This is a genomic window from Vibrio spartinae, assembly GCF_024347135.1.
Classification (GTDB): Bacteria; Pseudomonadota; Gammaproteobacteria; order Enterobacterales; family Vibrionaceae; genus Vibrio; species Vibrio spartinae.
The window spans coordinates 1,265,609-1,292,157 of sequence record NZ_AP024907.1; the positions used below are offsets into that span (position 1 = coordinate 1,265,609).

At 49.7% G+C, this 26,549-nt stretch carries 25 protein-coding genes and 1 other RNA gene; 16 read left to right on the plus strand and 10 right to left on the minus strand.

The genetic code is table 11. The features are described from left to right. Window positions 1-71: 71 nt before the first annotated feature. Window positions 72-1,385 carry a right-handed parallel beta-helix repeat-containing protein gene (locus OCU60_RS05790; protein ID WP_205410506.1) on the minus strand — a complete coding sequence of 438 codons (1,314 nt, stop codon included), beginning with the start codon at window positions 1,383-1,385 and terminating at the stop codon, window positions 72-74. 387 nt (window positions 1,386-1,772) lie between these two features. Here OCU60_RS05790 and OCU60_RS05795 point away from each other — a divergent pair, with 387 nt between their 5' ends. Genes OCU60_RS05795 through OCU60_RS05810 form a run of 4 tightly spaced genes read left to right on the plus strand, consistent with a single transcriptional unit; the run spans window position 1,773 to window position 6,478 of the window. Further along, window positions 1,773-3,299 (plus strand): ABC transporter substrate-binding protein, encoded by a 1,527-nt coding sequence (locus tag OCU60_RS05795; RefSeq protein WP_074373676.1) that lies wholly within the window; start codon window positions 1,773-1,775, stop codon window positions 3,297-3,299. Then, window positions 3,292-4,245, plus strand: a complete 954-nt coding sequence (locus OCU60_RS05800; RefSeq protein ID WP_074373677.1) for an ABC transporter permease — start codon at window positions 3,292-3,294, stop codon at window positions 4,243-4,245. Before OCU60_RS05795 ends, OCU60_RS05800 begins: the two co-directional genes overlap by 8 nt. Continuing rightward, window positions 4,242-5,030: an ABC transporter permease gene (locus tag OCU60_RS05805; protein ID WP_074373678.1), complete on the plus strand. Its 789-nt coding sequence runs from the start codon at window positions 4,242-4,244 to the stop codon at window positions 5,028-5,030. Before OCU60_RS05800 ends, OCU60_RS05805 begins: the two co-directional genes overlap by 4 nt. Beyond that, the gene (locus OCU60_RS05810; protein ID WP_074373679.1) at window positions 5,027-6,478 is read left to right on the plus strand and encodes an ABC transporter ATP-binding protein; all 1,452 of its coding nucleotides are present in this window, start codon (window positions 5,027-5,029) and stop codon (window positions 6,476-6,478) included. Before OCU60_RS05805 ends, OCU60_RS05810 begins: the two co-directional genes overlap by 4 nt. 148 nt (window positions 6,479-6,626) lie before the next feature. On the opposite strand, the gene OCU60_RS05815 is transcribed toward OCU60_RS05810, so the two are convergent. Beyond that, window positions 6,627-7,841, minus strand: coding sequence for a pyridoxal phosphate-dependent aminotransferase (locus OCU60_RS05815; RefSeq protein ID WP_074373680.1), 1,215 nt, complete (start codon window positions 7,839-7,841; stop codon window positions 6,627-6,629). 196 nt (window positions 7,842-8,037) lie between these two features. On the opposite strand from OCU60_RS05815, the gene OCU60_RS05820 reads away from it, so the two are divergent. From OCU60_RS05820 to OCU60_RS05850, 7 genes are all read left to right on the plus strand, one after another. Beyond that, on the plus strand, window positions 8,038-9,345 hold the full coding sequence (locus OCU60_RS05820; protein WP_074373951.1) for an isochorismate synthase: 1,308 nt from the start codon (window positions 8,038-8,040) through the stop codon (window positions 9,343-9,345). After that, window positions 9,342-11,060 carry a 2-succinyl-5-enolpyruvyl-6-hydroxy-3-cyclohexene-1-carboxylic-acid synthase gene (gene menD, locus OCU60_RS05825; protein ID WP_095533318.1) on the plus strand — a complete coding sequence of 573 codons (1,719 nt, stop codon included), beginning with the start codon at window positions 9,342-9,344 and terminating at the stop codon, window positions 11,058-11,060. The genes OCU60_RS05820 and menD overlap by 4 nt, the downstream gene beginning before the upstream one ends. Further along, window positions 11,044-11,874, plus strand: coding sequence for a 2-succinyl-6-hydroxy-2,4-cyclohexadiene-1-carboxylate synthase (menH, locus tag OCU60_RS05830; protein WP_074373681.1), 831 nt, complete (start codon window positions 11,044-11,046; stop codon window positions 11,872-11,874). Before menD ends, menH begins: the two co-directional genes overlap by 17 nt. Before the next feature lie 24 nt (window positions 11,875-11,898). Then, window positions 11,899-12,765: a 1,4-dihydroxy-2-naphthoyl-CoA synthase gene (menB, locus tag OCU60_RS05835; protein WP_074373682.1), complete on the plus strand. Its 867-nt coding sequence runs from the start codon at window positions 11,899-11,901 to the stop codon at window positions 12,763-12,765. A gap of 108 nt (window positions 12,766-12,873) precedes the next feature. Then, the gene (gene menC, locus OCU60_RS05840; protein WP_074373683.1) at window positions 12,874-13,857 is read left to right on the plus strand and encodes an o-succinylbenzoate synthase; all 984 of its coding nucleotides are present in this window, start codon (window positions 12,874-12,876) and stop codon (window positions 13,855-13,857) included. Continuing rightward, window positions 13,857-15,314, plus strand: coding sequence for an o-succinylbenzoate--CoA ligase (gene menE, locus OCU60_RS05845; RefSeq protein ID WP_074373684.1), 1,458 nt, complete (start codon window positions 13,857-13,859; stop codon window positions 15,312-15,314). Before menC ends, menE begins: the two co-directional genes overlap by 1 nt. Before the next feature lie 80 nt (window positions 15,315-15,394). Further along, window positions 15,395-15,562, plus strand: coding sequence for a hypothetical protein (locus OCU60_RS05850; RefSeq protein WP_162841954.1), 168 nt, complete (start codon window positions 15,395-15,397; stop codon window positions 15,560-15,562). Window positions 15,563-15,605: 43 nt separating this feature from the next. On the opposite strand, the gene OCU60_RS05855 is transcribed toward OCU60_RS05850, so the two are convergent. The 3 genes from OCU60_RS05855 to OCU60_RS05865 all read right to left on the minus strand — a co-directional run bounded on the left by OCU60_RS05855 (window position 15,606) and on the right by OCU60_RS05865 (window position 19,215). Next, window positions 15,606-16,598, minus strand: coding sequence for a YeiH family protein (locus OCU60_RS05855; protein WP_083602691.1), 993 nt, complete (start codon window positions 16,596-16,598; stop codon window positions 15,606-15,608). A 97-nt stretch (window positions 16,599-16,695) separates the two neighbouring features. Further along, on the minus strand, window positions 16,696-18,567 hold the full coding sequence (locus OCU60_RS05860) for an MFS transporter (protein WP_074373685.1): 1,872 nt from the start codon (window positions 18,565-18,567) through the stop codon (window positions 16,696-16,698). A 57-nt stretch (window positions 18,568-18,624) separates the two neighbouring features. After that, the gene (locus tag OCU60_RS05865) at window positions 18,625-19,215 is read right to left on the minus strand and encodes a TetR/AcrR family transcriptional regulator (RefSeq protein WP_074373686.1); all 591 of its coding nucleotides are present in this window, start codon (window positions 19,213-19,215) and stop codon (window positions 18,625-18,627) included. Window positions 19,216-19,373: 158 nt separating this feature from the next. Between OCU60_RS05865 and OCU60_RS05870 the strand changes: the two genes are divergently transcribed. Further along, a complete protein-coding gene (locus OCU60_RS05870; RefSeq protein WP_074373687.1) occupies window positions 19,374-20,237 on the plus strand; it encodes a Tim44 domain-containing protein in 864 nt (287 codons plus the stop codon). Between the two features lie 169 nt (window positions 20,238-20,406). Here OCU60_RS05870 and OCU60_RS05875 read toward each other — a convergent pair whose 3' ends face one another. Together OCU60_RS05875 and OCU60_RS05880 are read right to left on the minus strand one after the other, a co-directional pair. Further along, window positions 20,407-20,973, minus strand: a complete 567-nt coding sequence (locus OCU60_RS05875; protein ID WP_205410507.1) for a hydrolase — start codon at window positions 20,971-20,973, stop codon at window positions 20,407-20,409. A 29-nt stretch (window positions 20,974-21,002) separates the two neighbouring features. Then, window positions 21,003-22,121, minus strand: a complete 1,119-nt coding sequence (locus OCU60_RS05880) for a PLP-dependent cysteine synthase family protein (protein WP_074373689.1) — start codon at window positions 22,119-22,121, stop codon at window positions 21,003-21,005. Between the two features lie 140 nt (window positions 22,122-22,261). Here OCU60_RS05880 and OCU60_RS05885 point away from each other — a divergent pair, with 140 nt between their 5' ends. Further along, window positions 22,262-22,723, plus strand: coding sequence for an Lrp/AsnC family transcriptional regulator (locus OCU60_RS05885; protein WP_074373690.1), 462 nt, complete (start codon window positions 22,262-22,264; stop codon window positions 22,721-22,723). A 380-nt stretch (window positions 22,724-23,103) separates the two neighbouring features. Here the strand turns inward: OCU60_RS05885 and tesB are convergent, their stop codons facing one another. Beyond that, the gene (gene tesB / locus OCU60_RS05890) at window positions 23,104-24,012 is read right to left on the minus strand and encodes an acyl-CoA thioesterase II (RefSeq protein ID WP_074373691.1); all 909 of its coding nucleotides are present in this window, start codon (window positions 24,010-24,012) and stop codon (window positions 23,104-23,106) included. A 165-nt stretch (window positions 24,013-24,177) separates the two neighbouring features. Here tesB and OCU60_RS05895 point away from each other — a divergent pair, with 165 nt between their 5' ends. Further along, window positions 24,178-24,609: a YbaY family lipoprotein gene (locus OCU60_RS05895; protein WP_074373692.1), complete on the plus strand. Its 432-nt coding sequence runs from the start codon at window positions 24,178-24,180 to the stop codon at window positions 24,607-24,609. Here the strand turns inward: OCU60_RS05895 and OCU60_RS05900 are convergent. Next, the gene (locus tag OCU60_RS05900; protein ID WP_095533319.1) at window positions 24,601-24,930 is read right to left on the minus strand and encodes an MGMT family protein; all 330 of its coding nucleotides are present in this window, start codon (window positions 24,928-24,930) and stop codon (window positions 24,601-24,603) included. The genes OCU60_RS05895 and OCU60_RS05900 overlap by 9 nt on opposite strands. Before the next feature lie 276 nt (window positions 24,931-25,206). Between OCU60_RS05900 and ffs the strand changes: the two genes are divergently transcribed. Both ffs and OCU60_RS22940 read left to right on the plus strand, forming a co-directional pair. Continuing rightward, an RNA gene (ffs, locus tag OCU60_RS05905) (signal recognition particle sRNA small type) lies at window positions 25,207-25,303 on the plus strand. 77 nt (window positions 25,304-25,380) lie between these two features. Beyond that, the gene (locus OCU60_RS22940; protein WP_306345733.1) at window positions 25,381-25,557 is read left to right on the plus strand and encodes a DUF6538 domain-containing protein; all 177 of its coding nucleotides are present in this window, start codon (window positions 25,381-25,383) and stop codon (window positions 25,555-25,557) included. Here the strand turns inward: OCU60_RS22940 and OCU60_RS05910 are convergent. After that, window positions 25,537-26,520: an FHA domain-containing protein gene (locus tag OCU60_RS05910; RefSeq protein ID WP_074373694.1), complete on the minus strand. Its 984-nt coding sequence runs from the start codon at window positions 26,518-26,520 to the stop codon at window positions 25,537-25,539. The two genes, OCU60_RS22940 and OCU60_RS05910, sit on opposite strands and share 21 nt — an antisense overlap. Window positions 26,521-26,549: the final 29 nt, after the last annotated feature.

A 26,549-nucleotide genomic window follows, 5' to 3' on the forward strand; every position in this document is an offset into this window, starting at 1 on the left:
CGTAAGGATATGCTGACAGGAACCAAAAAAAATGCAGCCATCAGGCTGCATTTTTCGTTGTAAGTAAATGATTAATAATCGGACTCAAAAGCGCCTAAATCGGGTGCGACACCTTTGTAATTGTCACCGGCGTAAATACCTGCATCAATTAAATCACTGCCTTTTTTCAGCAGCGCATACTTGATTCTTGGGAGGGAACCATCAGCTTGACGCGGGTACATCAACTCACGTTCATCAAGACGACGGAAATCTTTTGATGTGATCGTAACGGGTAAGTTGAAGTAGTTGTAGATCATATCGTTTTGGTTGCTGTTGCCCAGATTGATGACTTCGTTGTGACCATCAAATCCTAAGTTATTCCGCATGTAATGTCCGTAGCCTTTCACATCGGTTCTGTTGTCATCAAGCGTCGATAACATATTGTAGTTAGCGCTTTGGTTACGAATCGAAGTGTTGTTGATCCAGTTCTGACCACCGATATGGTGGTTGGCGTAAAACCCGGCAGAGCGGTTACGTACCGCTAAGTTGTAGCGAATGGTATGACGTGGAATCACACTTGGCGTGGCACTGCCGTTGCGACCATAACCGCCTGCTTTGAAACCATTACCATCACCCAATCTGGTAAAGTCTTGGCTGTAACCGTTGTAAAAAGCCCAGCTATATTCAATGGTGACAGCGGCATCAGCATTGATGAGATCAAAACCGTCGTCACTATTAAACCAAGCACGTGAATGGCTGATGACATTGCCGGTATAAGATGATGAGGTTGGGTGCACCCCGAAACCATCGACGTTACCATTTGAGTGATGGTTTAACCCACGGTTATTGTATGCATCGACATTGAGGACGTAGTTGTTACTGCCGGCAACCAAGTACCAGCCAATGGCCATGCCATCATGAATCGCTAAGTTCTCAAAGCGGTTACCATTGCCTTTGTTGATCATAAATGCTTCAGATTGAGTGTGATGATCATCAATCGTGACTTGCACACCAACCACATCAAAGCCTTTAAATACGCAGTTATCCGCACGGACCATAAAGGCCGTATTGCGATAATTAGCCGGTTTGACATGCGAAAAGTTGAAGACAGGTCGCTCGGAACCATAGTTAATATAGCGGATATTGTCTTTAGTGATGTTATTCACGATTGCGCGAACACTTTGGTGTTGGGTGATATTCGAATTGTTTAAATAATAAGTACCGCCGCGGATATAGACCGTATCACCACCCGAAGCCGCCGCTTGTGCTGCCATAATGGTTTTTAATGGGGAAGAGAGTGTGCCGGAATTATGGTCAGAACCGTAAGGGGCAATATATAGGTTTTTAGCAAAACCCAGATTGCTCACGGCCATGAGCATAAATAGAGAGATGATTTTGAATTTCATAATTGATCCATGTGTTATTTGTTTCATATATAAAATATACGGATTGATACATAAGATCGATCAATTAAGAAACGATGTTTCAAATTTCTGAATCATGGTCACTGTTGCGTCAAAGATAGAATCACTTTTGGCGATGATTGAATTTATATATTCTCACATATCAGCATCGGGATATGACTTTCTCTGATTTCAGTGACAGGCTCCCCGAGCCGAGGAGCACCGCCTATTGCAACAAACGAAAATCGTTCTCACGACGATTGAACTGAGTTCACATCGCTGCAAAGAAAACCTCACATCTCATCAATAGTTAAATGAGAAAGCATTGCAATAACATATGGCTGTTGATATGTTATAACATACCAATTAATGATAATTTACTCATTCCGTATGAAAAAAATATTGCTCATCGTCGTGATTTGCATCATCGCTATCGCGCTTTATCAACATCGTCAGTCTCAGGATACGACTCAACTCACAATTTCTGGCCCGTTTGAATTTAACGGGACCGACCTTTCCAGAGACGGATTTCTTTACAGTCGTCTCGGCGTGACCGAGTCTTTAACCCGCATTCTCCCCGATGGGACGGTGCAACCCTTATTGGCCTCCGGCTGGACGCCATCAGATGATGGCCTGACATGGCGTTTTCGTATCCGTTCAGATGTTCACTTTCATGATGGCGTACCGCTTGATGCTGAAGCAGTACGGCAGAATTTAGAGGGTGCGCGTGCCAAGCCGGGCGTGATTCGGCAAGTACCGATTGAGTCGATTGCTGTGAACAATAATGAGTTAGTCATGACGCTATCTCGTCCTTACAGCCCGTTATTGAGTGTGCTCGCACATTACAGTTTGGGAATGGTTTCTCCGGTGACGCTGGGTCAGGAAACGGATAGAACAGCCGTCATTGGCACCGGCGCTTATCAGGTTTCAATGGCTCATCCGCCGCATAAAATCGAAGTTACGCAAAACCCGGATTACTGGGGTGAGCCTGCCCATACTCATTCGGTCAGTTATCTGGCGGGTCACCGCAGCGAAAGTCGGGCATTGTTAGTACGCAGTGGTCAGGCGGATATCGCTTATTCGATTGATCCGATTAGCCAAGAGGGATTAAGTGAATCGAAAAAAGTTACCGTGCATTCATTCGCGTTACCCCGAACGGTGTTACTGAAGCTGAATCTTGCTCATCCGCAATTACGTCATCGGGCCGTTCGACAGGCGATCAGTCTGGCGCTGGACCGTGAAGGGATGGCATCCACGGTGCTGCGTTTACCGGGGTCAGCCGCTTATCAGCTTTTTTCGCCGTCACAGTCAAACTGGCATGTCGATACCCTCAAACGTGAGCGCAATCTTCAGCAAGCTAAAACGCTGATGATGCAACAGGGCTGGTCTTATGATAACAAGGGTTGGTTAGTGCGTGATGGTCAGCCGTTCACGTTGACGCTCGTGACTTATGCCAATCGGCCTGAATTACCTGTTTTGGCAACCAGTATCCAGAACCAGTTGGCACTGCTGGGGATTCGGGTTGAGGTCAGTATTGATAACGCCAGTGCGATTCCGGCAAAGTATCATGATAATACGCTCGATATTGCACTCATTGCGCGGAACTTCGGTATGATGGGGAGCCCGTTGCCGATTCTTTATGATGACTTCTCTTCTCCGCGTGGCAGTGACTGGGGCCACATGAACTGGGATTCACCAGAAATCCGCACTCTCCTGACCCAACTTCTGGAGGAGTCCGACCCGCAGGTTGCCCGGCAACTGTCTCAGCAGGTCGCTCAAATCATGGCTGATGAGCTGCCCGTAATTCCGATTGCCTACAGTCATCAATTGATCGCGGTCAGTAAACGTATTTCGGGATTCTCCTTTGACCCGTATGAGATTGATTATCGTCTTAAGGAGATGAAAATTCATGATTAACCTATTACTGAGACGTTTCTGTCAGTTGATATTTGTCGGCTGGTCAGTCGGCACAGTGACGTTTGTGATGATGAAATTTTTGCCCGGAGATATGGCGTTTCGTATTGCTGCCGCCCGGTATGGCCATGATTATGTGAATTTAGCATCTGCCCAGCGTGTGGCGGCAGATCTGGGTCTGAATCGTCCGGTGTGGGAACAGTACGTCAGCTGGATGTGGGATTTAGCCCATTTTAATTTGGGACAATCGATGGTCAGCGGTGAGTCGGTGACCGAGAAAATTATGCACCATTTGGGTTATTCATTGTGGCTGGCCGTGGTTGCGCTGGGATTGTCGCTGTTGATTGCGTTTCCTATCGGTATCTACTGCGCGCGTCATGCCGGACAGTGGCATGACCGGGTCACGTTACTGATTTCAAGTTTCATGCGGGCGCAGCCGGTATTTTTGATCGGGTTGGTGCTGATCTTATGCTTCGCGTTGAAACTTGATTTGTTACCTGTGGCAGGTTTTGGTCGTTTTGAACATGTGTTACTGCCTGCTTTGGCACTGGCTTTGTCTCTGGCTGCCATGTCGAACCGGATGATTCGCAATACAGCGAAGCGAATTTTTGACGCGCCGTTTTACCATTTTGCACGGTTAAAAGGCCTGAGTGAGTCGCAGACTTATGTACATCATGGTCAGCGTAATATTACGTTACCACTGCTGGCATTTATCGGTGTGCAGGCCGTCGGGCTGGTGGAAGGGATTGTGATGATTGAATCCCTGTTCTCTTGGCCGGGCATTGGTCATGCGCTGTCTCATGCCATCTTCGGCCGGGATATTCCGGTGATTCAGGGAGCGGCATTGATGATGGGATTACTTTTTGTCGTGATTAATACCGGGGTGGATCTGGTTCAGTATCACTTTGATCCGCGCTATCGTCGCTCCGTTGCCGGAGGGATGGCATGAAACTCTATCGGACACAATGGATCGGTCTGTCGATCCTGACCCTCTTGTTGGTGTTTGTTGTGATCGAAAAGCTCTGGTTTAAGGGCGATATTGCCCGTCAGCAGCTTGCACTGACCTTTGTTGAACCCAACTGGCAGGAAATTCTTGGCACGGATCATTATGGGCGCAGTAATGCCGCCCGCCTTGCCGATGCGATTATGAACTCGTTGCTGATGGCCGGATTATGTGTGACCACGGCGTCATTGCTCGGGACGATTTCCGGCGTCTGGGCCGGATGGCAGAAAGGTTGGGTCGATCGTATTTTTTCGCTGTTGGTGAATATTGTCATGGCACTGCCGGGATTGGTTCTGGTGTTGCTGTTCGGGGCGATTTTTCCGGGCTCATTTTTCTTACTGTTTATGGCTATCTCAATCACCATGTGGGCGGATTATTTCCGGGTGATTCGTAGCCAGACACAAGCGGTTGTGTTGTCGGATGCATTTGAGTCCTCGCGTCTGTTCGGATTCGGTCGCTGGTATCTGTTTTATCGTCACATCTGGCCTGAAATCCGCAATGACGTCTATACCTTGTCCTGTTTTGGGGCAGGCAATGCCATTCTATCGTTGGCTGCGCTTGGCTTTTTGTATGTCGGGTTGCGTCCGCCACACGCAGAATTAGGCATGATGATGGTAGAACTGTTTCGTTACTATGATCAGGGGTTTTGGGTGCTGCTTCAGCCAATTGTGGTTGTTTCGCTGCTGATTTTCTCTTTCCACTTACTTGCACAGCGAGGTGCCCGGACATGACACCATTACTTGAAGTGCGGCAACTGTCCGTCTGGTTGGGAGAGCACTGTGTCGTCGGGCCGGTCTCGCTGACGCTGGCGCATGGCGAGTCGTTGACCATTCTCGGCGAAACCGGAGCCGGTAAGAGTTTGCTGCTGAAAGCGATTATCGGGGCATTACCGGCGTCATTTACCAGCCGCGGGGAAATCTGGTGGTCAGGACAGGCACTGCATACCATGTCGGCTGATGAACGGGAAAACTTATGGGGGCGGGTCTTCTCAATTCTGCCTCAGGAGCCTTCACTAGCGCTCGATCCATTGATGCCGCTGTCTCGTCAGGCGGAGGAAGTGCCGACACTGTTACGCAACTATGGTGCGCAAGCAAGCCGGGCACAGACATCACGATTGTTTGATTCTGTCGGACTGCGCGGCCATGAGCCGAAATATCCGGTTCAGTTGTCCGGTGGGATGGCGCAGCGTGGCGCTTATGTTTGTGCTGTTAGCGGTGGTGGCGAAATCCTGATTGCTGACGAGCCGACCAAAGGGCTTGATGATCATAACCGTGAACGTCTGGTGACAATGCTACAGCAGTATCGTCAGCAAGGGGCGTTGCTGACCGTCACCCATGATATCGAAGTCGCGGAACAACTCGGTGGTACCATCATTGTGATTCAGCAGGGCGATGTAGTCGAACAGGGGGATGCCGGCGCAGTCCTTGCGCAGCCACAACATGCGTATACGCGCCAGTTGATTAAAGCACACCCGCGTCACTGGGCAATGCTTAATCATCATCAGCCCGGTGAGGTGTTATTGCGGGTCCATCAGCTAACCATGGCGGTTGAGAATCGGGTTCTGTTTGACAATTTGTCTTTTGAACTCCGCGCCGGAGAAGTGTTGGGGATCCGCGGACCAAGCGGATGCGGTAAATCGACCTTGTGTCAGGCGGTTCTTGGTTTACGGGCACCACTGGCGGGGGAGATTGAATATCTGCAACCGCTGGGCGTCGGGCAAAAGCTCAAACTCTATCAGGATCCACCGAGTGCATTTGCTTCACATGTCAGTTTAGGCACTTTGGTTGATGATATTTGCCGTCGCTATCAGATTGCTGATGATGTGCCGCAAGCGTTGATGAAGCGGCTCCATTTGGACCCGAAACTATTGCAGCAATCAGCCAGTCAGGTCTCCGGTGGGGAATTACAACGGTTTGCGATCTTGCGGGTATTGCTGTTGAAACCCAAATTACTCATCGCGGATGAACCGACCACTCGGTTAGATCCATCCACGGCTCAGGCAACCCTGACGCTGATCTTAGAAGCAACCCGGGAGATTCATTGCGCGCTGTTACTGGTCAGTCATGAACACAATTTATTGCATAAAGTGTGTCATCGGGTCATTGAGTTGTCGGCGGAAGCGGCGGTCACCGGTGAAGAGGATGTCATGGCCGATCAACGTCTCACTGCCTCTGGCTAAACACGGCGGATGGTAACGTGCTGATACGGGCTTATCTGGCTGGTCGTTCATATCAACAGGCCCGAACATTGTTCGGGCCTGTTGGCTTTTCAGGGGGCTGGTGTTTCAGGCAAGGGATAACACCATGCGCCGATGATCTGTCGGTCGCTTACTGTCGGTAAGTCGAAAGGAACAGCTCGAAACGACTGATAGCAATTTCCAGATCTTCAACATGCGGTAGTGTGACGATACGGAAATGGTCGGGTTTCGGCCAATTGAAGCCGCTTCCCTGAACCAGCAGAACTTTTTCCTGAATCAGAAAATCGAGCACCATTTTCTGGTCGTCATGAATGTTGTACATCTTGGTATCAATTTTCGGGAATAAATACATCGCCCCTTTGGGTTTGACGCAGGAGACCCCCGGAATCTGATTGATCATCTCCCACGCGCGATCACGCTGTTCTAATAATCGCCCACCGGGCAAAATGAGTTCATTGATACTCTGATAACCGCCCAGTGCGGTCTGAATCGCATGTTGCATCGGCACATTGGCACACAACCGCATCGACGCCAGTATATCCAGCCCGGAAACGTAACCCGCAGCGAGATGTTTCGGGCCGGTCAGGAACATCCAGCCCCCTCTGAATCCACACACCCGATAAGCTTTTGACAGCCCATTGAATGTGGCCATGAGTACATCATCGGCGAGCGTTGAGATTGGCGTATGGGTTGCACCGTCGTATAAAATCTTGTCGTAAATCTCATCTGCAAAGATAATCAATTTATGCTGGCGGGCGATTTCGATAAATTCCAACAGAAAATCACGACTGTAAACAGCGCCTGTCGGATTATTCGGGTTGATCAGTACAATACCGCGAGTGTTCGGGGTGATTTTCTTTTTGATGTCTTCCAGATCGGGATACCAGTCTGATTCTTCATCGCACAGATAATGCACTGCTTTCCCGCCGGAGAGTGAGATCGAGGCCGTCCAAAGCGGGTAATCCGGTGCCGGTACCAACATCTCATCGCCATTGTTCAACAGCGCTTGCATTGACATGACGATCAGCTCAGAAGCACCGTTACCGATATACACATCTTCGATATCGAGAGCGCGTAATCCTTTTTTCTGATAGTGCTGAACCACGGCTTTTCGGGCAGAATAGATCCCTTTGGAGTCACAATAACCTTGCGATGTTGGCAGGTTACGGATCACATCAACAAGGATTTCATCAGGGGCATCAAACCCAAAAGGTGCCGGATTGCCGATATTGAGTTTTAGGATTTTATGTCCCTCTTCCTCCATCCGTTTAGCATGTTTGAGTACCGGACCCCGAATGTCGTAGCAGACATTATCAAGTTTTGATGACATCCCAATATTTTGCATGGCAGCTCCCCCGAAAATAATTGAATTTTTTTATTAAGTTACACTAAATCATGTTTTAAAAGAATAAAAATCTAAAATTATCTGCTTTCTGGGCTAGAGCTTCGGGAGCATCTGACATAAAATGCTCTACATCCTTTGACAGGAACAGATAAATCAATCAATAGAGTCGTTATTGATTCTCTCAGTTGAGGTCGCTTTGTCTTATTTTTACCAAGCAGTAAACCAACTCATTCACCAAATTCATCAGGCTTCCCCACAGGTAAGCCGATGCCGACAGGAACTTGATTTTCCTCCTCATTTTACGCTGCCTGACTGGCTTGCCGCGCAAACTTTATTCCCCCAATTTTATTGGCAAGATCGGGATTGTCAGGAAGAAGTGGTTGCGTTGGGGGCGTGTGTTACGTTTGCAGATCCCGCACCTGCCTATCACGTGATCACCGACTCTCAGCGTATTTGGGGCGGACGTTCCTTTGATGGTGGGACAACTAAAAATCCGCACTGTAAAGAAGCATTTTTCTTTCTGCCGCAAATCGAGTTAATTCGCGAAGGGCATGCATGGTTTTTATGTGCCAATTTGACTCAAGCGCGTGACACGACAATTGAGGCGTTACGACAACTTCAGCATGAGATTCCGACTTTACCGCCAATGGCAACTGAAGTGCTTTCGGTTGATCACGCGCCTCAGCGTCCTCAATGGTGCCAGTTAGTTGAGCAGGCGCTGTCTGCGATGATGCAGCAGCAGTTTGATAAAGTCGTCTTAGCGCGTCAGTCTACGTTTCAACTGACGCAGTCGATTCAGGCGGCACAGTTGTTAAAAGAAAGCCGGCGTCACAATGATCAGAGCTTCCATTTCTTGCTGGCGATTGACCCGCGGCATAGTTTTGTCGGCTCGACACCGGAGCGTCTTTATCAACGCCACGGGGAAGCGCTATTTACTGAAGCGCTCGCTGGCACCATCGGCAGAAGCGATGATCTCCAACAGGATCAGGCGTTATCCGATTGGTTGCTCCATGATGATAAGAACATGACGGAAAACCAGTATGTCGTGGATGACATTGTGGACCGTTTAGCTCCTTTGGCACGCTCTGTTGAGGTCGGTGCTGAAACAGCATTGGTGAAACTGCGTCGCGTGCAACATCTGAAACGCCATATTGCGGCGGTGCTCAAGCCGACCATCAATGGCGTCCAGTTACTGGGTGCATTACAGCCGACCGCAGCCGTCGCGGGTCTGCCAAGACAAGCCGCGAAAACATTTATTGAACGTTATGAGCCTTTCCCCAGAGGGTGGTATGCCGGTTCGATCGGGTATATCAGCCATCAACGTGCTGAATTCTGTGTTGCCATCCGCAGTGCGCTGGTCATGGATAAACAGGTCAAACTCTTTGCCGGGGCGGGGATTGTGAGCGGTTCGGTTGCTGAACATGAATGGTTAGAGTTGGATCGCAAGATGTCAACTTTACTCAGCCTGATTACAGAGATCTCTCCGGAGGAAGTGGTATCGTGAAATCTCAACAAGCGGTGATGAATCGCGTCTGGAGTCGGTTGATTCTGGAAGAATTGTCGCGTCTGGGTGTGCGTGATGTGTGTGTTGCACCGGGATCCCGTTCGACACCGCTGACACTCGAAGCCGATGCGCATCGGGGCCTGCGGCTCCATCGTCATTTTGACGAAAGAGGGTTGGGCTATCTGGCACTGGGACTGGCAAAAGCCAGTCATCACCCGGTTGCCGTGATTGTGACATCGGGCACGGCTGTAGCGAATCTGCTCCCGTGTGTGGTTGAAGCTAATTTGACCGGTGAAAAACTGGTTTTGTTAACCGCAGACCGTCCGGTGGATCTGATTGACTGCGGTGCGAATCAGGCTATTGAACAGCCGGGAATTTTTGCCGCGCATGTGGTTCAGGCGGTCAACTTACCCAGTCCGACAACGGCCATCGCGCCCAATTGGCTGCTCACCACGCTTGATCAGGCACTTTCTGTGCAAGCGCGCCGCGGTGGTCCGGTGCACATCAATTGTCCGTTTCCCGAACCCTTGTATATACCGGAGCAAGATGAAGTTATCGACGATGCGGTTTATCTGGCTGGGGTTCTGCCGTGGTTGGCGACGCGAGAGCCTTATATTATCAAGCAAAGCGAACCACCGTTATCGCTGCAGTCTGAACCGTCACTGTACCGTCAGCGCGGTGTGGTGATTATCGGCTCTCTGACGCTGGTTGAGGCGGAGCAGGCGAAAGCGTTCGCGCAGCAGTTGGGCTGGCCGGTGTTCTGTGATCCTCAGTCCGGTGTATCAAGCGACTGGGCATATTTCGATATCTGGCTTCACCATTCATCTGCCCGGCAGATCTTGTCTGAATGTGACGTGATCATTCAGTTTGGGGGGCAGCTGGTTTCCAAACGGCTGAATCAATGGTTGCAACAGCACGTCATGCAACACGGGAGCCGTTATCTGTTGGTTTCTCCGGATGAGAAACGCAACAACCCGTCACATCTGCCACAACAGCAGATTGTGACTCAGATTGAGACTTGGGTTGATGCTCAAGTCGCGCAGGCTCAAACCGTCGGGTCATCAGCGGGATGGGCGGATGAATTACTGCCGTTGATTGGCCGAATCCCGGCTGTGATACAGCAAGTGGCAGAGAGCACGGCATTCATTTCAGAGTTGGATGTCGGTCAGTCGGTGGCAACGCTTGCCCCCGCAGCCGATTTATTCTTCGGTAACAGTTTGATGGTGCGCTTGGTGGATATGTTCGGCAAGGTGGCGCATCAGAACGTTTATTCTAATCGGGGCGCGTCGGGGATTGATGGGCTGGTGGCAACGGCTGCTGGTGTTCAGCGAGCGCGGCAGCAACCGATGTTGTTACTGCTTGGCGATACATCACTCTTGTATGACCTCAATTCGCTCGCCTTGCTGACCAATACGCCTCAGCCTTTTGTGATTGTGGTGACCAATAACGACGGTGGGGCGATTTTTGACTTACTGCCCGTCCCACAACGACAGAAAACTGACTTGTATCAGATGCCACATGGTTATGATTTTCAACATGCAGCCGCCCAATTTGGGTTGCACTATGCCAACCCTGATCGTGTGAGCACATTGACGGACTGTGTCGCGCAGCATTTCGAGCACGGCAAGCACGGCTTGATTGTCGAACTCACTGTCCCTGCCGGTCAGGCGGCACAACACATTCAGCAGGTCATCCAGCATGTCTGTACTTTATAGTGTTTATAGCCCAGAGAGTGTTTATACCCCAAAGAGTGTTTATACCCCAGCGGAGACGGCTCTTCATCAGGATCGACCAGTGCTGGTTTTTTTACATGGTTTACTGGGCAGCCGTGACGACTGGTCGGAAACGCTGACTCATTTACGCGACTTCCCTTGTTTAACCATCGATTTGTGTGGGCATGGACACAGCCGTGAGCAACACTGTACCGATTTTGACGACTGCTGTGCGCAGATCGCCCGGACGATTGCGAGCCGTTTGCCACCAGCGCAGCCGCTGGTGCTGATTGGCTATTCGCTGGGAGGGCGATTAGCCATGTATGGTGCCGTTTACGGGGCTTGGTCGGCCTTGAATGTGACCACGTTGGTGATTGAAGGGGGCAACTTCGGACTGCATGATGAGTCCGCCCGTCAGGCTCGCTGGCAACAGGATCAGGTCTGGGCGAATCGCTTTGCATCTGAGCCGATTGCTGATGTTTTAATCAGTTGGTATCAGCAGCCGGTATTTTCTTCACTCAACGATGAGCAAAGACAAGATTTGATTACCCGACGGAGTGATAATCTTGGTACTAGCATCGCCGCGATGATGCGTGCGACCTCGTTGGCTTTGCAGCCGGATTTGCTACCGGCATTGAAAACACAGCCGATCCCCGTTCAGTATATCTGTGGGGAGCGCGATCAAAAATTCCGCCAACTCGCTCAATCCAGCGGGTTGCCAATACAGATTGTTTTGCAGGCAGGACATAATGTCCATCAGGAGCGACCCGAGGCGTTTGCCCAGTGTCTTCGAAAACAACTCGCTCATCAGAGATGACAGCTCAAACAAGATAGGTAGATTATGACAATTACTGTAGGTATCAGTGAAGAAGAACTTTATGCACCGGTAAACTGGACCGATTGCAGCGGTGAGTATCAAGATATTCACTATCATAAATCGGATGATGGGATTGCGAGAATTACCATTGCCCGACCACAGGTTCGCAATGCTTTCCGCCCCCAGACGGTTAAAGAGATGATGCAGGCGCTGGCTGATGCCCGCTATGATTCCGGTGTGGGTGTCATTGTGCTGACCGGACTGGGAGAAGATGCGTTCTGTTCTGGTGGTGATCAGAAAATCCGTGGTGATTATGGCGGCTATCGCGATGACGAAGGCACACACCATCTCAATGTACTAGACTTTCAACGTCAAATCCGGACTTGTCCGAAGCCGGTGATCGCTGCCGTGGCGGGTTGGGCTGTTGGCGGGGGGCATGTGCTGCATATGATGTGTGATTTAACCATTGCGGCTGATAATGCCAAGTTCGGTCAGACCGGTCCGAAAGTCGGATCTTTTGACGGCGGTTGGGGTGCCTCTTACATGTCACGGATTGTCGGCCAGAAAAAAGCCCGCGAAATCTGGTTCTTGTGCCGCTTTTATGATGCGCAGGAAGCTGTGGATATGGGGCTGGTGAATACCGTTGTGCCATTGGCGGATCTGGAAAAAGAAACCGTACGCTGGTGTCGGGAAGTGTTACAACACAGTCCGATGGCGCTGCGCTGTTTGAAAGCCGCCCTGAATGCCGACTGTGATGGTCAGGCCGGGTTACAAGAGCTGGCAGGCAATGCGACGATGATGTTTTACATGACTGAAGAAGGTCAGGAAGGTCGCAATGCATTTAACGAAAAACGGCGTCCTGATTTTCACAAGTTCCCTCGTAACCCGTAAGCTCGTAACCCGCAAGCTAAAAGCTTGGCAACGATGGAAATACAATGATTGAAATAAGATGTCTGGTGGGTTGAACCCTCAGGCATCGGGTCAAGAGGATCAGTGACAATGCGTAGTGCAAAACTGTACCGCTATCGATTACCGATGGATAGCGGTGTGATTCTTCGTAACGAGAAGCTTCTGGAACGAGAAGGCTTCATCGTCGAAATTCATGAGCAGAATCAGGTAGGCCGGGGGGAAATCGCGCCATTAATTGGATTCAGCCGGGAATCTTCCACGGAAGCGGGGGTTCAGCTTCAAGAACAATTGGCTCGCTGGTGTCGCGGTGAGGTGATTGATTATTCGTCGTTATATCCATCCGTGGCGTTTGGTTTGTCTGCCGCAGAGGCTGAGTTATCCGGTGAACTGCCACAAGCCGGTCATTATTTTGCGGCGCCCTTATGTATCGGTGACCCGGATGAATTGATCGAGCGTCTTCAGGAATTGCCCAAAAAAGTCGCCAAAGTTAAAGTGGGTTGGTATGAGCCGATCCGTGACGGACTGGTTGTGAATCTGTTGCTGGAAAGCATTCCTGATTTATCACTGCGCTTGGATGTCAACCGCGGCTGGACACCGGAGAAGGCGGCCAAGTTCGCCAGTAAAATTTCACATTCTTATCGGCAGCGAATTGCCTATATCGAAGAACCCTGTGCTGCGCCGAGCGATAGCATTGCGTTTGCGATTAATACCGGTATTGCGATTGCGTGGGATGAAACCTTACAGGAATCATTACATGCTCCCGATTTCAATCTGGAAGATTTGACCGGTGTCAAAGCACTGATCATCAAACCGACACTGATCGGTTCGATTGAACGCTGTCGTCACTTGGTCGAAAAAGCCAGAACTCTGGGAATGCAACCGGTAATCAGTTCCAGCATTGAGTCGAGCTTCGGTTTGTGTCAATTGGCACGACTGTCACGCTGGTTGATACCGGATGAGGTGCCGGGACTGGATACCATCGGTCTGTTTCAGCAACAGTTGGCCGTTGCGTGGCCGGGATGTGACTTACCCGTTGTTGCGTTAGAAAATCAGGAACTGATCTGGACGTCTTGATGATCAATCATGCCCCTGCCCAGCAAGCCCCGTGGCTGCGCTGGGCCGTTGAACGGCCGACCGCCATTGCGCTGAAAGTCGCGCAGCACACCTATACGTGGCAAGCGGTGGCGGAGAAGGTGGCGGCTATTGCTGCGGCGCTACAGTTGCAGGGCATTGCTGACGATGATGTCGTGACATTGGTCGGCAAGAATCATCCCGATGCGGTCTGGTTGTTTCTGGCGAGGTTACATGTCGGGGCGCTGAGCGCTTTGTTGCCGCCACAACCGATTGCCATGTTGCAGCGTAAACTGGAGACGATCTATCGTCCGGAGCAAACCATGTGGTTGTTCTGTGCCGACCCGAGTGAGGCCGCTGCATTGCAGACACAGTTGCCGGACTGTCGCATGGTTGGTCGTATCGTTGACTGTCAGCCAGCCACCGGTGTTGTTAAGCCCGCCAATTATCATCCTGAGCAGTTGAGCTCATTAATCTTTACTTCCGGTTCGACCGGGGATGCAAAGGCGGTTGCTCATACGTCTCGCCAGCATTTTGCCTCTGCGCAGGGATTGTTATCTCAGTTTCATTTCACCGTCAGTGATACTTGGTTACTGAGTCTGCCTGTTTATCATGTTTCCGGGTTATCGATCATTTACCGCTGGTTACAAGCGGGGGCTTGTCTGCGGATTGGGCGGATTGAAGATGGTGAGATGACGGATGTGACCCATGCTTCGCTGGTGCCGACCCAGTTACAGCGGTTGCTGGACCAGTCGATTCCTCATGTGCTGACACATGTACTGCTCGGCGGCAGTTATATTCCGCCGGAACTTGCCCGGCGAGCGGCTGCGCTCGGCATTGAGACATGGCTGGGGTATGGGATGACCGAAGCTGCGTCAACGGTCACCGCCAAACGTGTTGATGGGCGCGAGAGTTGTGGCAGCGTGCTGCCTTTGCGTCAGGTAAAAATTGACCACGACCGGATTTATATCAGCGGTGATACACTGGCTGGCGGTTATTATCGTCAGGGAACGCTGACACCACTGTGTGACGATTCAGGCTGGTTTGACAGCAAGGACATGGGGTATTGGCATGAACAAGAACTCCATATCACCGGTCGGGTTGATAATCTGTTCATCTCCGGCGGAGAAAATATCCATTGCGAAGAAATTGAAGCGGTTTTAGTTCGACATCCGCAGGTTGATATTGCAGTGGTGGTGCCTGTTGCTGATGCCACCTATGGGGCGCGTCCGGTCGCGGTGATTGGGTGTGAACCGGGCTGGCAATCGATGAGCGCGGACCTCAGAGAGTGGCTTGAGGGACGGTTGGAGACATTTAAATGGCCGGATGGTTATTACCAATTGCCTGAACATTTCTATACGAAAGGCCATACGCAAGGGATTAAAATCTCTCGTGCTGCGGTCAAAACGTGGCTGAGTGCCGAAATCAAGGGATGCCGCGATCCGGACAAGCAGTTATGAGTTAGTCCAAAACTGAATTTTGGTTTGATATGTCTTTTCGTCATAATTAACCCAGTTTAATTAACTAAAAGGCATACCCAATGAAAAAAGGGCTTATGATTGCGACCATTATCATTCAGCTTTTCGTGGCCGTGCTAAACAGCGGTGCAACCCGGTCACTGGCTGAGCTCACTGCATTTTTGTTGATTGTTGCTCTGTTTCTGGAACGCGCTCCCCGGCCATCATCCCGTCAAACGTCTTCGCTGTGAATCTGGCACCGTGTCCGCGTGTCATGATGCCAGTCGGTACGACTCACTGAGTGAGCATGATCCAGCTCAGTGATGACACCGAGATGAGTACCCATAAACCAACGCCGAAGAGTAACGGTCTTGGACCTGCCTGACGTAACTTACCCAATGACAGACTACAACCAATCAGAAACAGGCAAATGACTAATGTCTGTTTCGCCAGCGCGAAGATGCCATGATAGAGAGCGGAAAATTGAGGCAACTGGTCATGAAAAATAATCGCCGCACAGTAGAAGAAAATGAAATAAGGAATGGTGATTTTTCTTGATTCGCTGCGAAATAAAAAGGTACTGAGGAATGTCACCGGAATAATCCAGAGTGCGCGGGCCAGTTTTAACGTGGTTGCGGTTTTGAGTGCCGTCTCTCCATAAGCGGATGCTGCACCGACGACCGAAGACGTATCATGAATGGCAATGGCGGCCCACGTTCCGAATGCTTCCTGACTCATACTGAGCAGATGACCAATCACCGGGAAAATAAATAAAGCCAGTGAATTGAGGACAAAAACGGTTCCCAGTGCGAGGCCAGTCTGGTCATCATCTGCATTGATGGCTGGTGCAATGGCTGCAATGGCACTGCCGCCACAAATCGCTGTCCCTGAAGCAATCAGATAACCGGTTTTACGCACCAGTCCGACCCGGACACTGACAAACCAGCCGATCAGCAAGGTCGTGAACAAGCTGGCGACGATTAACCCCAAACCATGTGTCGTGACGGTCAGTGCCGTTTGCAGCGGAATACCGAATCCGAGACCGATAATCGAGTAAGCGAGGAGCTTTTTGGTGATTTTCGCTAAAGGAATACCCTGAGGAACCATGCCTAGAGTGGTCAGAAAAAAACCGATGACCAGTGCTGTGGGGGAGGTGATATAAGCGGTTGTACAAACCAATAATCCAATGAAGAACGGAATGTTTTTGAGCTGGCAAGCATTTTTGAGCGAGTCAGACTTGTTTAATGAAAAAGCATTACTGAACAAACGACTGAATAAAGGGGCCATGTCGATACCACGGTCAGAAAAGATGATGCCATTCTAACGAAAATAAACGATCAGTCAGTCTGAATGTTTTTAACTTTCATTCATTAAAATTGAACAACTACCGCCACGCCCCCCTTAATTCAGCAACGTATTGCCGTAACTGCGCACTGCTGGTGTCGGCAGCAACGATTGGCGGCGCCGCTTCCACTTCAATTCTGGCTCTGAAACGTTGGGGGATGCCACGACAGGCGCGGCCGCGATGACGGCTGAAATAACTGCCCCACATTCCTTTCAGTGCCAGCGGAATGACCGGGGCACTGGTGTGTTGAATAATGCGGTCCAAACCGCGCAGAAACGGTCCGATTTCACCGTCTGATGAGAGCCGTCCTTCGGGGAAGATACAGACCAGTTCTCCTTGCTGAAGTGCCTGTTCAATCTGGACAAACGCTTGGCGAATGGTTTTGCCGTGTGCAGCACAGATCGGGATAACCCCTGCACGATTCAACACGGGCCGAATCAGCGGCGAAGTGGTGTAATCGGCTTCCATCACGAAGCGGATCAATCGCGGTGAAGCGGCACTGAGAATCAGCGCATCCAGATATGTGACATGGTTACAGATAATCAGGGCGCCGCCTTGCGACGGAAGATGATGCAAATTGCGGTAATGCACGCGATAGCATAGCTTCGCCAGACATGCCAGCACGAAACGCAGTGTCTCAATTGGTCGCTTGCACAGTAAATAGACCGCGACGCCCAGATTGATCAGCGAGAGTAACAGAAACAGGTCGGGGATTGACCATTGCAGCAACGACAGGACGATAATGGCTAAAATCGCGCTGATGACCATAAACAGCGCGTTGTATATATTGAGGGCTGCAATCACCTGAGCACGTTGGTCCGGATGGGCGCGCTGTTGTAATAACGTGTACAAAGGGACGATAAACATCCCGCCGGAGACGCCCAGTAACAACAGGCTCACAAATAGCGGCCACAGTTCGGTGGTGGTGATAAAGGTCGCAAAGTCCATGGGTTGGGGGAGTGCGCCCGGCACACCGTCGGCCAACCCGTAGCCAAAGAGCGAGATCCCCAAGCAGGCCAGTGGCACAAGTCCGAGTTCAATGCGATGGCGCGAAAGACGATCACATAGTAAAGAGCCGAGGGCAATGCCTACGGAGAACAGCGTCAGTAGCCAAGAGACCGCACCTTCGTTACCGTGGAGGAAATAACGGGTGAAATTGGGAAATTGGGTCAGATAGGTCGCTCCCATAAACCAGAACCAACTGATGATCAGAATGGTCCGGTGGATCACGGGATCCTGCTTGGCAATGTGCAGTGTGTTACGTGTTTGTGAGATGGGGCGCCACCGAAAACGTTGCGTCGGCGCGGTTGCCGGTGCATTGGGAATATAGCAACTTGCCAGATAGCCACACAGGGCGACCACCAATACGGCACCCGCTGCGATGTATTCTGCACTCGGGGTTGAAGCGATGACACCGGCCAGTAAGGTCCCCAGCAAGATGGCTAAAAATGTCCCGGTTTCAACCAGCGCATTGCCGCTCATCAGTTCATCCGGTCTGAGTTGCTGTGGCAGTAAGGCATATTTGACCGGGCCGAATAAGGCTGATTGAGTCCCCATCAGAAAAAGCAGCAAGAGTAGAATAAGATAGCTGTGGGTGATGAATCCAACGGCAGCCAGACTCATGATCACCACTTCTAACATCTTAATTTTTCGGATCAGTTGGCTTTTTTCCAGTTGATCCGCAAGCACACCGGAAGATGCAGAAAATAAAAAGAAAGGCAGAATAAATAAACCGGCAGCGAGATTAATAAACAGGGTGCTTGAAATCGCCAGTTGCCCGGCACTGCTGAATGCAACAAATAGCAACAGGGTATTTTTAAACACATTGTCGTTAAATGCCCCGAAAAACTGGGTGATGAAATAGGGCAAAAAACGCCGGGAAGAGAGCAGTGATGAAGTCGTATGAGACATGGGAGCACATCCTTTTTACCCAGTGCGATTGAGTCAGCGCTATTCTGGCGGGTTTGGTTACCAAGCCTTTAGATAATGAGTCAATAGGTTATGAATCAGTTCATTGCCATCAATCGGTGATGAAGCAAAGAATTTATCATCGACACTCAGCAACGTGATGCCATGGACACCGGCCCACAATACGCGACTGGTGGTGGTAATTTCCTCTGCTGAACGTTGTGGCGCCAACTGTTGTAAGAGGGTTTCCAGTATATCCGTCATGTGATCGATTCTTTGGGTCTGCCATTCGGGCAAATCTTCGCCATTCATATTGTGTTCAAAAATCAGTTGCCAGCGGAAGGTATGGTCTTGGGCAAAGTCGTGATAGCAGTAGGCGAGCTGAAATAAGGCGTCCCGGTGATCGGTACTTTGGCTGACGGCTTGTCGGGCAGCTTCAATCAGCTCATCGAGTGTTTGGGCGACTGCATGTAATAGCAGGAGATTATAGTTGCCGAAAACATTGACGAGTGTACTGGGGACATACCCAATCATGGCGGCGACTTTGCGTAAGCTCAGCTCATGATAGGAGTGATCGGTAAGAAATTTTTTGACATGTTCTAATGTCAGCTGAATGAGCTCTTCTCGCGTGTGGTCGTTTCTTCTGGCCATGATCTGTAATCGTTAATGAACAACGTTCAATATATTATTGTTCCCTTGTCTGAGCGTCAATCAAAGCCTGCAATATTCTGATACATGTACAGTGTTTCTTTGGGGTGAGGGAGTGTCTATGATACTTCTGATCCCTTTTAATAAGACACAGGATAGACATGAAACGTTTTTTATCGTTAATGACCCTAATCATTGTTTCAGTGGCAGTGATGCCTGTTGCTGATGCCAAGAAATTCGGTGGTGGCCGCTCTTTGGGCAATAGCTTCAAAACGGCACCGGCATCCAAGCAACAGTACAGCAACACCAACACGCAGAATAATAAGGCAGGTCAGACCCAAAATGCCGGACGCAAAGGGCTGATGGGTGGACTCATGGGTGGTTTGCTGGCTGGTGGTCTGTTGGCGGCCTTCTTCGGTGGTGCTTTTGAAGGTATCCAGTTCATGGATATTCTGATTATCGGGTTAGTGGCGTATTTTATCTTCAAACTATTGCGCGGGATGCTGGCTGCCAAGCAGGGCAGTATGAATCAGCAGCAACCGGCATTTGGCGGGACCGCTCATCGCCAGTCTCATGTGCATAACTTCGAACAACCTGCTGATTCCATGGGTGGCAGTGGCTTTGGTACCAATGCTGCCAGCGATGTACCGCACCGTTATCCGCCAGCGTTCGATCGGGCTGGTTTTCTCAACGGTGCCCGTGAACACTATCGCATTTTGCAGGGCGCATGGAATCATAATGAGTTAGACATGATTCGTGAGTACGTTTCTGCAAGCTTGTTTGAAGATTTGAAAGCCGAGCGGGACAAACTGGTCGGTGAGCAACATACCGATGTGATGTATGTCGATGCTGAATTTGTCCGAGCTGACTACGATGCGAACCGTGCCCAGTTGAGCTTACAATTTTCAGGGCGTTACCGTGATGCTGTCGAAGGGACTGAAGAAGAGATCCAGGATATCTGGCATCTTGAACGGGACTTAACCGTACCGAATGCGCCTTGGCTGATTGTCGGTATTCAAGGCTGATCGTCGGTATTCAAGGCTAATTATCGGCCAGATAACTTGTTGATTGATAAAAATAAGTTGATTGATAGAAATAAGTTGATTGATGAAACAATGCCTCCGCAAGCGGAGGCATTGTTCTGTGTGTCAATTGAGTTCTTCGTGCTGGATCAGGCTGTACGATTCGTGACGATTAAATGAAGTGCAGGACATCATCGCTTGGCAGAACCCGGGCCAGTCGCGGGAAAATGGTTTCAAAAGCCATGTGGTGAAATTCTGCTGAGAATGAGCTACAAGCATTTTCGATGGTGAGCATGTCATATCCGAGCTCCCAACCGTGACGTAGCGTTGATTCCACGCCCATATTGGTGGCGATGCCAACGACAACAAGATGACGAATCCCACGTCTGCGGAGCTGCATATCCAGCTCTGTCCCGGTAAACGCGCCCCATTGCCGTTTGGTGATCCGTAAATCACCATCTTGAACCACGCCATCAGCCAGTGTCATCCAGTGTTCCATCGCGTCCGGTGCCGGTGTCGGTTCATCAACCACACCGGGCGGGTAATCCTGTTGGTCAGCCGACCAACCGACATTGACACCGACAACCGTTGCACCGTGCTGGCGAAAACGCGCTGCCAGAGATTGACACCTTGCCAATATGTCATCGGCGTGATGCGGATAGCGTTGCGGTGCGAGGATGCCATGTTGTAAATCGATCAGAATCAATGCGGTTTCATGCGGATTCAATGTCAGCATCATAGTTTCCTTGAATTGATGAGAATCAGAGATTACGCCCCCGCCTGCAATTCAGGTTGAGGTGTGATCTTGGATTGCTGATCCGCAGAAAAATTCCCATTCCGTTCAAATGAATCCAGTTGTGCCAGATAAGGTGTGATATCACCGAAGTGTTGACGCACCCAAGCGGGATTGTAATAGCAGTCCAGATAGCGTTCACCATCATCACACCACAGCGTGACAAGCGAGCCGGTTTCACCGTCACGTTGCATTTGCTGGGCGAGCTTGAGGGTCGCATAGAGGTTGGTCCCTGTTGACGGGCCAGCTTTGCGGCCGGTTTGCTTTTCCAGCCAGTAAATGGTTGCGATGCTGGCAGCATCAGGGACAGCCATCATGGTGTCGATGACGCCGGGAATAAAGCTCGGTTCAACTCTCGGGCGACCAATCCCTTCAATCCGGCTACTCTGTTGGCAAGTCAGCTGGGCATTATTGTGGACGAATGCGTCGTAAAAAACGGAGTTTTCACAATCCGCAACACACAGTTGAGTTGGATATTGGCGATAATGAATGTGGCGTCCCAGTGTGGCAGAGGTGCCGCCGGTACCGGCTGACATCACCAACCAGCTTGGCAGCGGAAAACGTTCTTGTGCCATCTGATCAAATATTGCATGAGCCACATTATCGCTGCCACGCCAGTCTGATGCCCGTTCTGCATAGGTGAACTGGTCGATATAGTGTCCATTGAGTGTCTCAGCCAGTTGTCGGGCTGCCGGATAAATATCACCAGCACGATCGACAAAGTGAGCCTGACCGCCATATTGTTCGATCAATTCAATTTTCTTACGCGCAGTGGTTCGTGGCATGACGGCATAGAAAGGCAGGCCCAGCATCCGGGCAAAATAGGCCTCAGAGATGGCCGTGCTGCCGGAAGAGGATTCAATAATGGGTGTGTCCGGTCCGATCAACCCATTGGTTAAAGCATACAAAAATAGTGAGCGGGCCAAGCGGTGTTTCAGTGACCCGGTCGGGTGGCAGCTTTCATCTTTGAGGTAAATGTCGATGTTCTGTAAACCGGGGACGGGCAGTTTGATGAGCGGTGTCTCCGGATGATGGGCTTCTTCGGCCATGATTTGATGAATTGCCTGCTTAATCCAACCATGATTACTGGACATATGAACACTTCCTATAAGCGGATAAGATGAACGAACGAGTAGAATAAAAATAACCGTATTCTCAGAGAAAAAGGTTTCATTTTTTACTGTTTATTGGCTAAATGAGAGAATATTTTTCTCTTATATTGAATTTTTGGAGTATGCAGATGGATAAAACCGATAAACATTTACTGCGACTGTTACAGCAGAATGCGGATTGGTCTTTGAATGAGCTTGCCGAGGCGGTTCATCTGACAACGACACCATGCTGGAAGCGGTTAAAGAAGCTGGAAGACATGGGCGTTATTCACAAGCGAGTCGCGTTGCTGGATCCGGAAAAGCTGGGGTTAAACTTCACGGCCTATGTGATGCTCAAAACCAGTAATCACTCGCATGAGTGGTATGTCCGTTTTGTTGAAATCGCCTCAGAGTTTCCTGAAGTGATGGAATTTTACCGGATGGCGGGGGAGTACGACTATATGATGAAAGTCGTGGTGAAAGATATGCGCTGCTTTGATGAATTTTATAAACAACTGGTCAATCGTGTCGAAGGGTTGAGTGATGTGACCTCAACCTTTGCGATGGAGTCACTGAAATATACCACGGAACTGCCCTTATCATGAATGGTCATGACAATGCTGCAAATACGGAGCGTAAACACGATAAATCACAACGGCCTGTCAGCATCGGGAAATTCGCGGACAGGCCATCTGCGTGAGAGCGGTCAGTTAACCAAACAGCGATTAACCAAAGAGCTATTAGCTATTAACCATTAACCAAATAACAATGTAATCAAGACAATGACGGCAAACAAGACCCCAATGTATTTCAAGAAGAGACTCACATTGTTACTCCCTCCCGGTGGGGGGTTATTACAACATCCCATACTAACCTCCGATGCTCATTGTGAAGACCTCTGTATCATAAAGCTTCCCCTTGGGGGAAAGTAAAGTCTGGCGTAATAAAATGTTTTATCTGGATAACCGGTGGTGATGGGGTTCAATTAAGCGTCATCTGATGGATCGTTGCCATCGGATTGCTTTGGACTGGTGTGATCAAGAAAGCGCATCACACCTTCTTGTACCGCACTGGCAACCAAATCACCTTGCTGATTGTAGATTTCGCCCCGCACCAAACCACGGCCATTGGTGGCACTCGGACTCTCAATCGCAAACAACAGCCACTCATCCATACTGAACGGGCGGTGATACCACATCGAGTGATCGATGGTTGCGACTTGAAATCCCGGTGTCATCATCGTGACTGCATGCGGCTGCAATGCTGTGATCAAAAAGCCCCAGTCAGAGGCGTAGGCGAGCAGATACTGATGGATCAATTGATCGTTCGGTAACTTGCCGTTGGCCCGGATCCACAGATACTGCTTGGGTTCGATTTTTTCCGGCTTGAACGGGTTCACCACATGCACCGGACGGATTTCAATCGGTTTCTCGCGACAAAACATTTTTTTGACGGCGTCAGAGAGGCGGTGGGAAATTTGGTTCATCAACTCAGTTTCAGACGCATAATTTTCCGGCCCGGCAACCTCTGGCATTGTATTTTGGTGCTCAAAGCCGGTGCCTTCACCGTGGTATGACGCGGTCAGATAAAAAATCGGTCGGCCATTTTGGATCGCTTTGACACGCCGAGTGCTGAAATTACGTCCGTCTCTGAGCTTTTCTATATCATAAACAATCGGTTTTTCCGGATCGCCCGGATGAAGAAAGTAGCTATGAAATGAATGAACCGTTCGCTCAGCATCGACGCTATAGCGGGCAGCAGAGAGTGCCTGACCGATCACTTGTCCGCCATAAACCTGCGGTAATCCGAGGTGTTCACTGTTGCCCCGGTAGAGCCCTTCCTCTAGTTTTTCTAATTGTAAAAGTTTAAGTAAATTATTGAGAGCTTTGCTCATACTACCTCACTATATTATTTACATACCGACGTTATTTACATACCGACGTTATTTACACATCGACATCAAACGCTGTCACAAATCGAAAATCAAGTTTTGTCTCATTGATATTTATCTCTATAATTATGGGCCTAACATGGAATGAATATAGATATAAAATTGGTAATGATGAAACATAATAATCAATGGTACCTTTTGTTGCCCCTTCTCTGTGTTTTTCTCAGCAGTGCGGGACAAGCACAAGCTCAACGCCATGAATCACGCATTCATCACATGACGGGTACATTACTCGGTGATTATCCATTACCGGAACATGTGTTCGTGGTGGTGACACTCAATGATCAAACGCAACACGATCAAGTGATTGCGAAATACCAGTTTCATGGTGATGGTTTAACATTGCCGATTGACTTTCAACTCGCTTATTCCGGGGCGAACATCCGGCACAATCATCGCTACCGCATTCAGGCGGAGATTGTTGAACGAGGTCATGTCCGGTATGTAGGCGAGGGGATGGCAGCAGAGCTTGCACCTGAACCGTCAGTCTATGATGGTCAGATCCAGATGACATTGGTGAAAAGCGCATCATCACATTGAGCCGGGTTGCCAGCGGTAGCAACGCAGTGAAATCTTGCCGTTGCTGCTGATTGGTATCCCTTCTGCGACTAATTCGGTACGTTGTCGTTCAAAATCCGGACCGGACAGAGAGATTTCTCCCTTACTGTTAATGACCCGAAACCAAGGGAGTGTCGAGCCTTTGGGCAGTTGCCCCAGTGCTTTACCGACATGGCGCGCGTAGCCCGGATAACCCGCCATTTTAGCCACATCGCCATAGGTGCTGACTTTACCGGGCGGAATTTGGTGAATCACGGTAAATACCTGAGCGAGAAACTGCTGTTTATCATCGGAGTGAGCCATCATTGAATCCGTCAGAAAAGTCTATGTCATACGTTGAGAACTTGAATTGATGCGTATCAGTGTATGATCAAAACGCCTGTCTGTCAGGTATTTGATGAGCATCATGCATTAAGCAGGCGAGGTTGTCATGGCACAAAACGAGCAAAGCTGATTAATCCCTGCGCACTCAGTTGGTCTCAGTCCACTTTTATCAGAAAGGGGCTTGCAATGCCGATCCCAATCCTTGATAATCACCTCGCTTTCGATGTTCACCATCAAAGCCCTTATCTATGGAGGCCCTGGTCCTCCCGCAACACTAATTCGTGAACTTGGTCAGGACCGGAAGGTAGCAGCCACAGCGAATGACGTGTGTGCCGGGATGTGGCTGGGGCTTCCACCCATCTGATGTATCCTTTTTAAATCAATATCTTAGATTATGTTTAGGTCCTAGAAAGTAATTGGTACTAAATTATGTTCTATCTTAGTCAATGCGACTCCGGTATCTGGTATTTCCGTTATCAAATTCCACCTCAGTATTGTTCTTATTTTAACGGGCGTGAAATCAAAAAATCTCTTCGCACTCGCTGCCGCCTTACGGCAAAATTGAGGTCTGCAACAGAGCCTTGCTTAATTCAACCAATGGCTTGAATCTATTTCCAACTGATTCCCCTTAATCACCTGATAGTTCGTTGCTGCCAGTCTTATCCGTCCTCGTTTCCTTTCAATAATATTGGGGACCATCACCCCCATTGTTTCCTGCAATTCGGCCAGTTGCTTTCTAGCTCGGTGGATCTGAATGTTGATGTGGGTCTCAGATATTCCCATGTCTTTTGTTAGCTGGTCTACAGAACGCCAGCCCTGTGAGGGTTCAGGTATGTTCTGTCTTAAATCCTCCGCTTTGTAGCGTGCGAGCAGAGCCGTGAGATAATGGTGGCTTCTGGTTTGGCAATCGATACATCGCTGGCTGTCCTTGATGGTGAGTTCGGTGAGCTCCTCGTCCTGACTGATATTGAAGATGTAGCGAAAATTGCTGTCTGGCTGTGCATCTAGATATTCAGTTTCCTGTTCTTCTGAGTGAGCTCCTTTGAACAACCGCCATGCTTTGTTTGAGAACTCAAGCTGCTCGCCGTCCTTCAGTACATAGCATTGGCTACTTGTTAAATGCTCGCATTGCCACTCTTGGTTCTCTTGGTCATAGATAACAACCAGCTCTGGGGATGTATCATCGGGCAAGAAGTGGTAGCGCTTTAAGTAAATTGGTTCTAGGTGATGTGATTCATTGTTATCGTGATATGCAGGAAGAAGTATATCTTTTGGGGGCTCTAGGCTCGCGATGACGAAAGGTTCTTTCTGAGCCGAGGAAAACCAGATCTGGTCTCCACGTTTAAGCTGGTAAGGGCAATGGGTTTCGAGTCGTTCTCCATTTACACGTACACCGTTTTTACTGAGATCTCGAATATACCAGTGCTTTTTAAACTCAATGATAGCATGAATACGGGAGACGTCCGGGAGATTAATTGTCGTGTCTACAGCGGAAGATAGTCGACCAATCTGATGAAAGGCTTTGAGGTAAATGGGGTGCTCGAGGCGAATGTTACTAAGATAAGCCATGTTTTTCTCCTGACTACTATGCGTAAGTT

Coding starts and splice junctions, on each gene's coding strand:
- OCU60_RS22940 (WP_306345733.1), top strand. CDS start 25,381: ATGTTCTATCTTAGTCAATGCGACTCCGGTATCTGGTATTTCCGTTAT.
- menB (WP_074373682.1), top strand. CDS start 11,899: ATGACAATTACTGTAGGTATCAGTGAAGAAGAACTTTATGCACCGGTA.
- OCU60_RS05875 (WP_205410507.1), bottom strand. CDS start 20,973: ATGATGCTGACATTGAATCCGCATGAAACCGCATTGATTCTGATCGAT.
- OCU60_RS05805 (WP_074373678.1), top strand. CDS start 4,242: ATGAAACTCTATCGGACACAATGGATCGGTCTGTCGATCCTGACCCTC.
- OCU60_RS05800 (WP_074373677.1), top strand. CDS start 3,292: ATGATTAACCTATTACTGAGACGTTTCTGTCAGTTGATATTTGTCGGC.
- OCU60_RS05815 (WP_074373680.1), bottom strand. CDS start 7,841: ATGCAAAATATTGGGATGTCATCAAAACTTGATAATGTCTGCTACGAC.
- tesB (WP_074373691.1), bottom strand. CDS start 24,012: ATGAGCAAAGCTCTCAATAATTTACTTAAACTTTTACAATTAGAAAAA.
- OCU60_RS05910 (WP_074373694.1), bottom strand. CDS start 26,520: ATGGCTTATCTTAGTAACATTCGCCTCGAGCACCCCATTTACCTCAAA.
- menC (WP_074373683.1), top strand. CDS start 12,874: ATGCGTAGTGCAAAACTGTACCGCTATCGATTACCGATGGATAGCGGT.
- OCU60_RS05870 (WP_074373687.1), top strand. CDS start 19,374: ATGAAACGTTTTTTATCGTTAATGACCCTAATCATTGTTTCAGTGGCA.
- OCU60_RS05795 (WP_074373676.1), top strand. CDS start 1,773: ATGAAAAAAATATTGCTCATCGTCGTGATTTGCATCATCGCTATCGCG.
- menH (WP_074373681.1), top strand. CDS start 11,044: ATGTCTGTACTTTATAGTGTTTATAGCCCAGAGAGTGTTTATACCCCA.
- OCU60_RS05880 (WP_074373689.1), bottom strand. CDS start 22,121: ATGTCCAGTAATCATGGTTGGATTAAGCAGGCAATTCATCAAATCATG.
- menE (WP_074373684.1), top strand. CDS start 13,857: ATGATCAATCATGCCCCTGCCCAGCAAGCCCCGTGGCTGCGCTGGGCC.
- OCU60_RS05790 (WP_205410506.1), bottom strand. CDS start 1,385: ATGAAATTCAAAATCATCTCTCTATTTATGCTCATGGCCGTGAGCAAT.
- OCU60_RS05810 (WP_074373679.1), top strand. CDS start 5,027: ATGACACCATTACTTGAAGTGCGGCAACTGTCCGTCTGGTTGGGAGAG.
- OCU60_RS05850 (WP_162841954.1), top strand. CDS start 15,395: ATGAAAAAAGGGCTTATGATTGCGACCATTATCATTCAGCTTTTCGTG.
- OCU60_RS05885 (WP_074373690.1), top strand. CDS start 22,262: ATGCAGATGGATAAAACCGATAAACATTTACTGCGACTGTTACAGCAG.
- OCU60_RS05860 (WP_074373685.1), bottom strand. CDS start 18,567: ATGTCTCATACGACTTCATCACTGCTCTCTTCCCGGCGTTTTTTGCCC.
- OCU60_RS05855 (WP_083602691.1), bottom strand. CDS start 16,598: ATGGCCCCTTTATTCAGTCGTTTGTTCAGTAATGCTTTTTCATTAAAC.
- OCU60_RS05865 (WP_074373686.1), bottom strand. CDS start 19,215: ATGGCCAGAAGAAACGACCACACGCGAGAAGAGCTCATTCAGCTGACA.
- OCU60_RS05895 (WP_074373692.1), top strand. CDS start 24,178: ATGATGAAACATAATAATCAATGGTACCTTTTGTTGCCCCTTCTCTGT.
- OCU60_RS05900 (WP_095533319.1), bottom strand. CDS start 24,930: ATGGCTCACTCCGATGATAAACAGCAGTTTCTCGCTCAGGTATTTACC.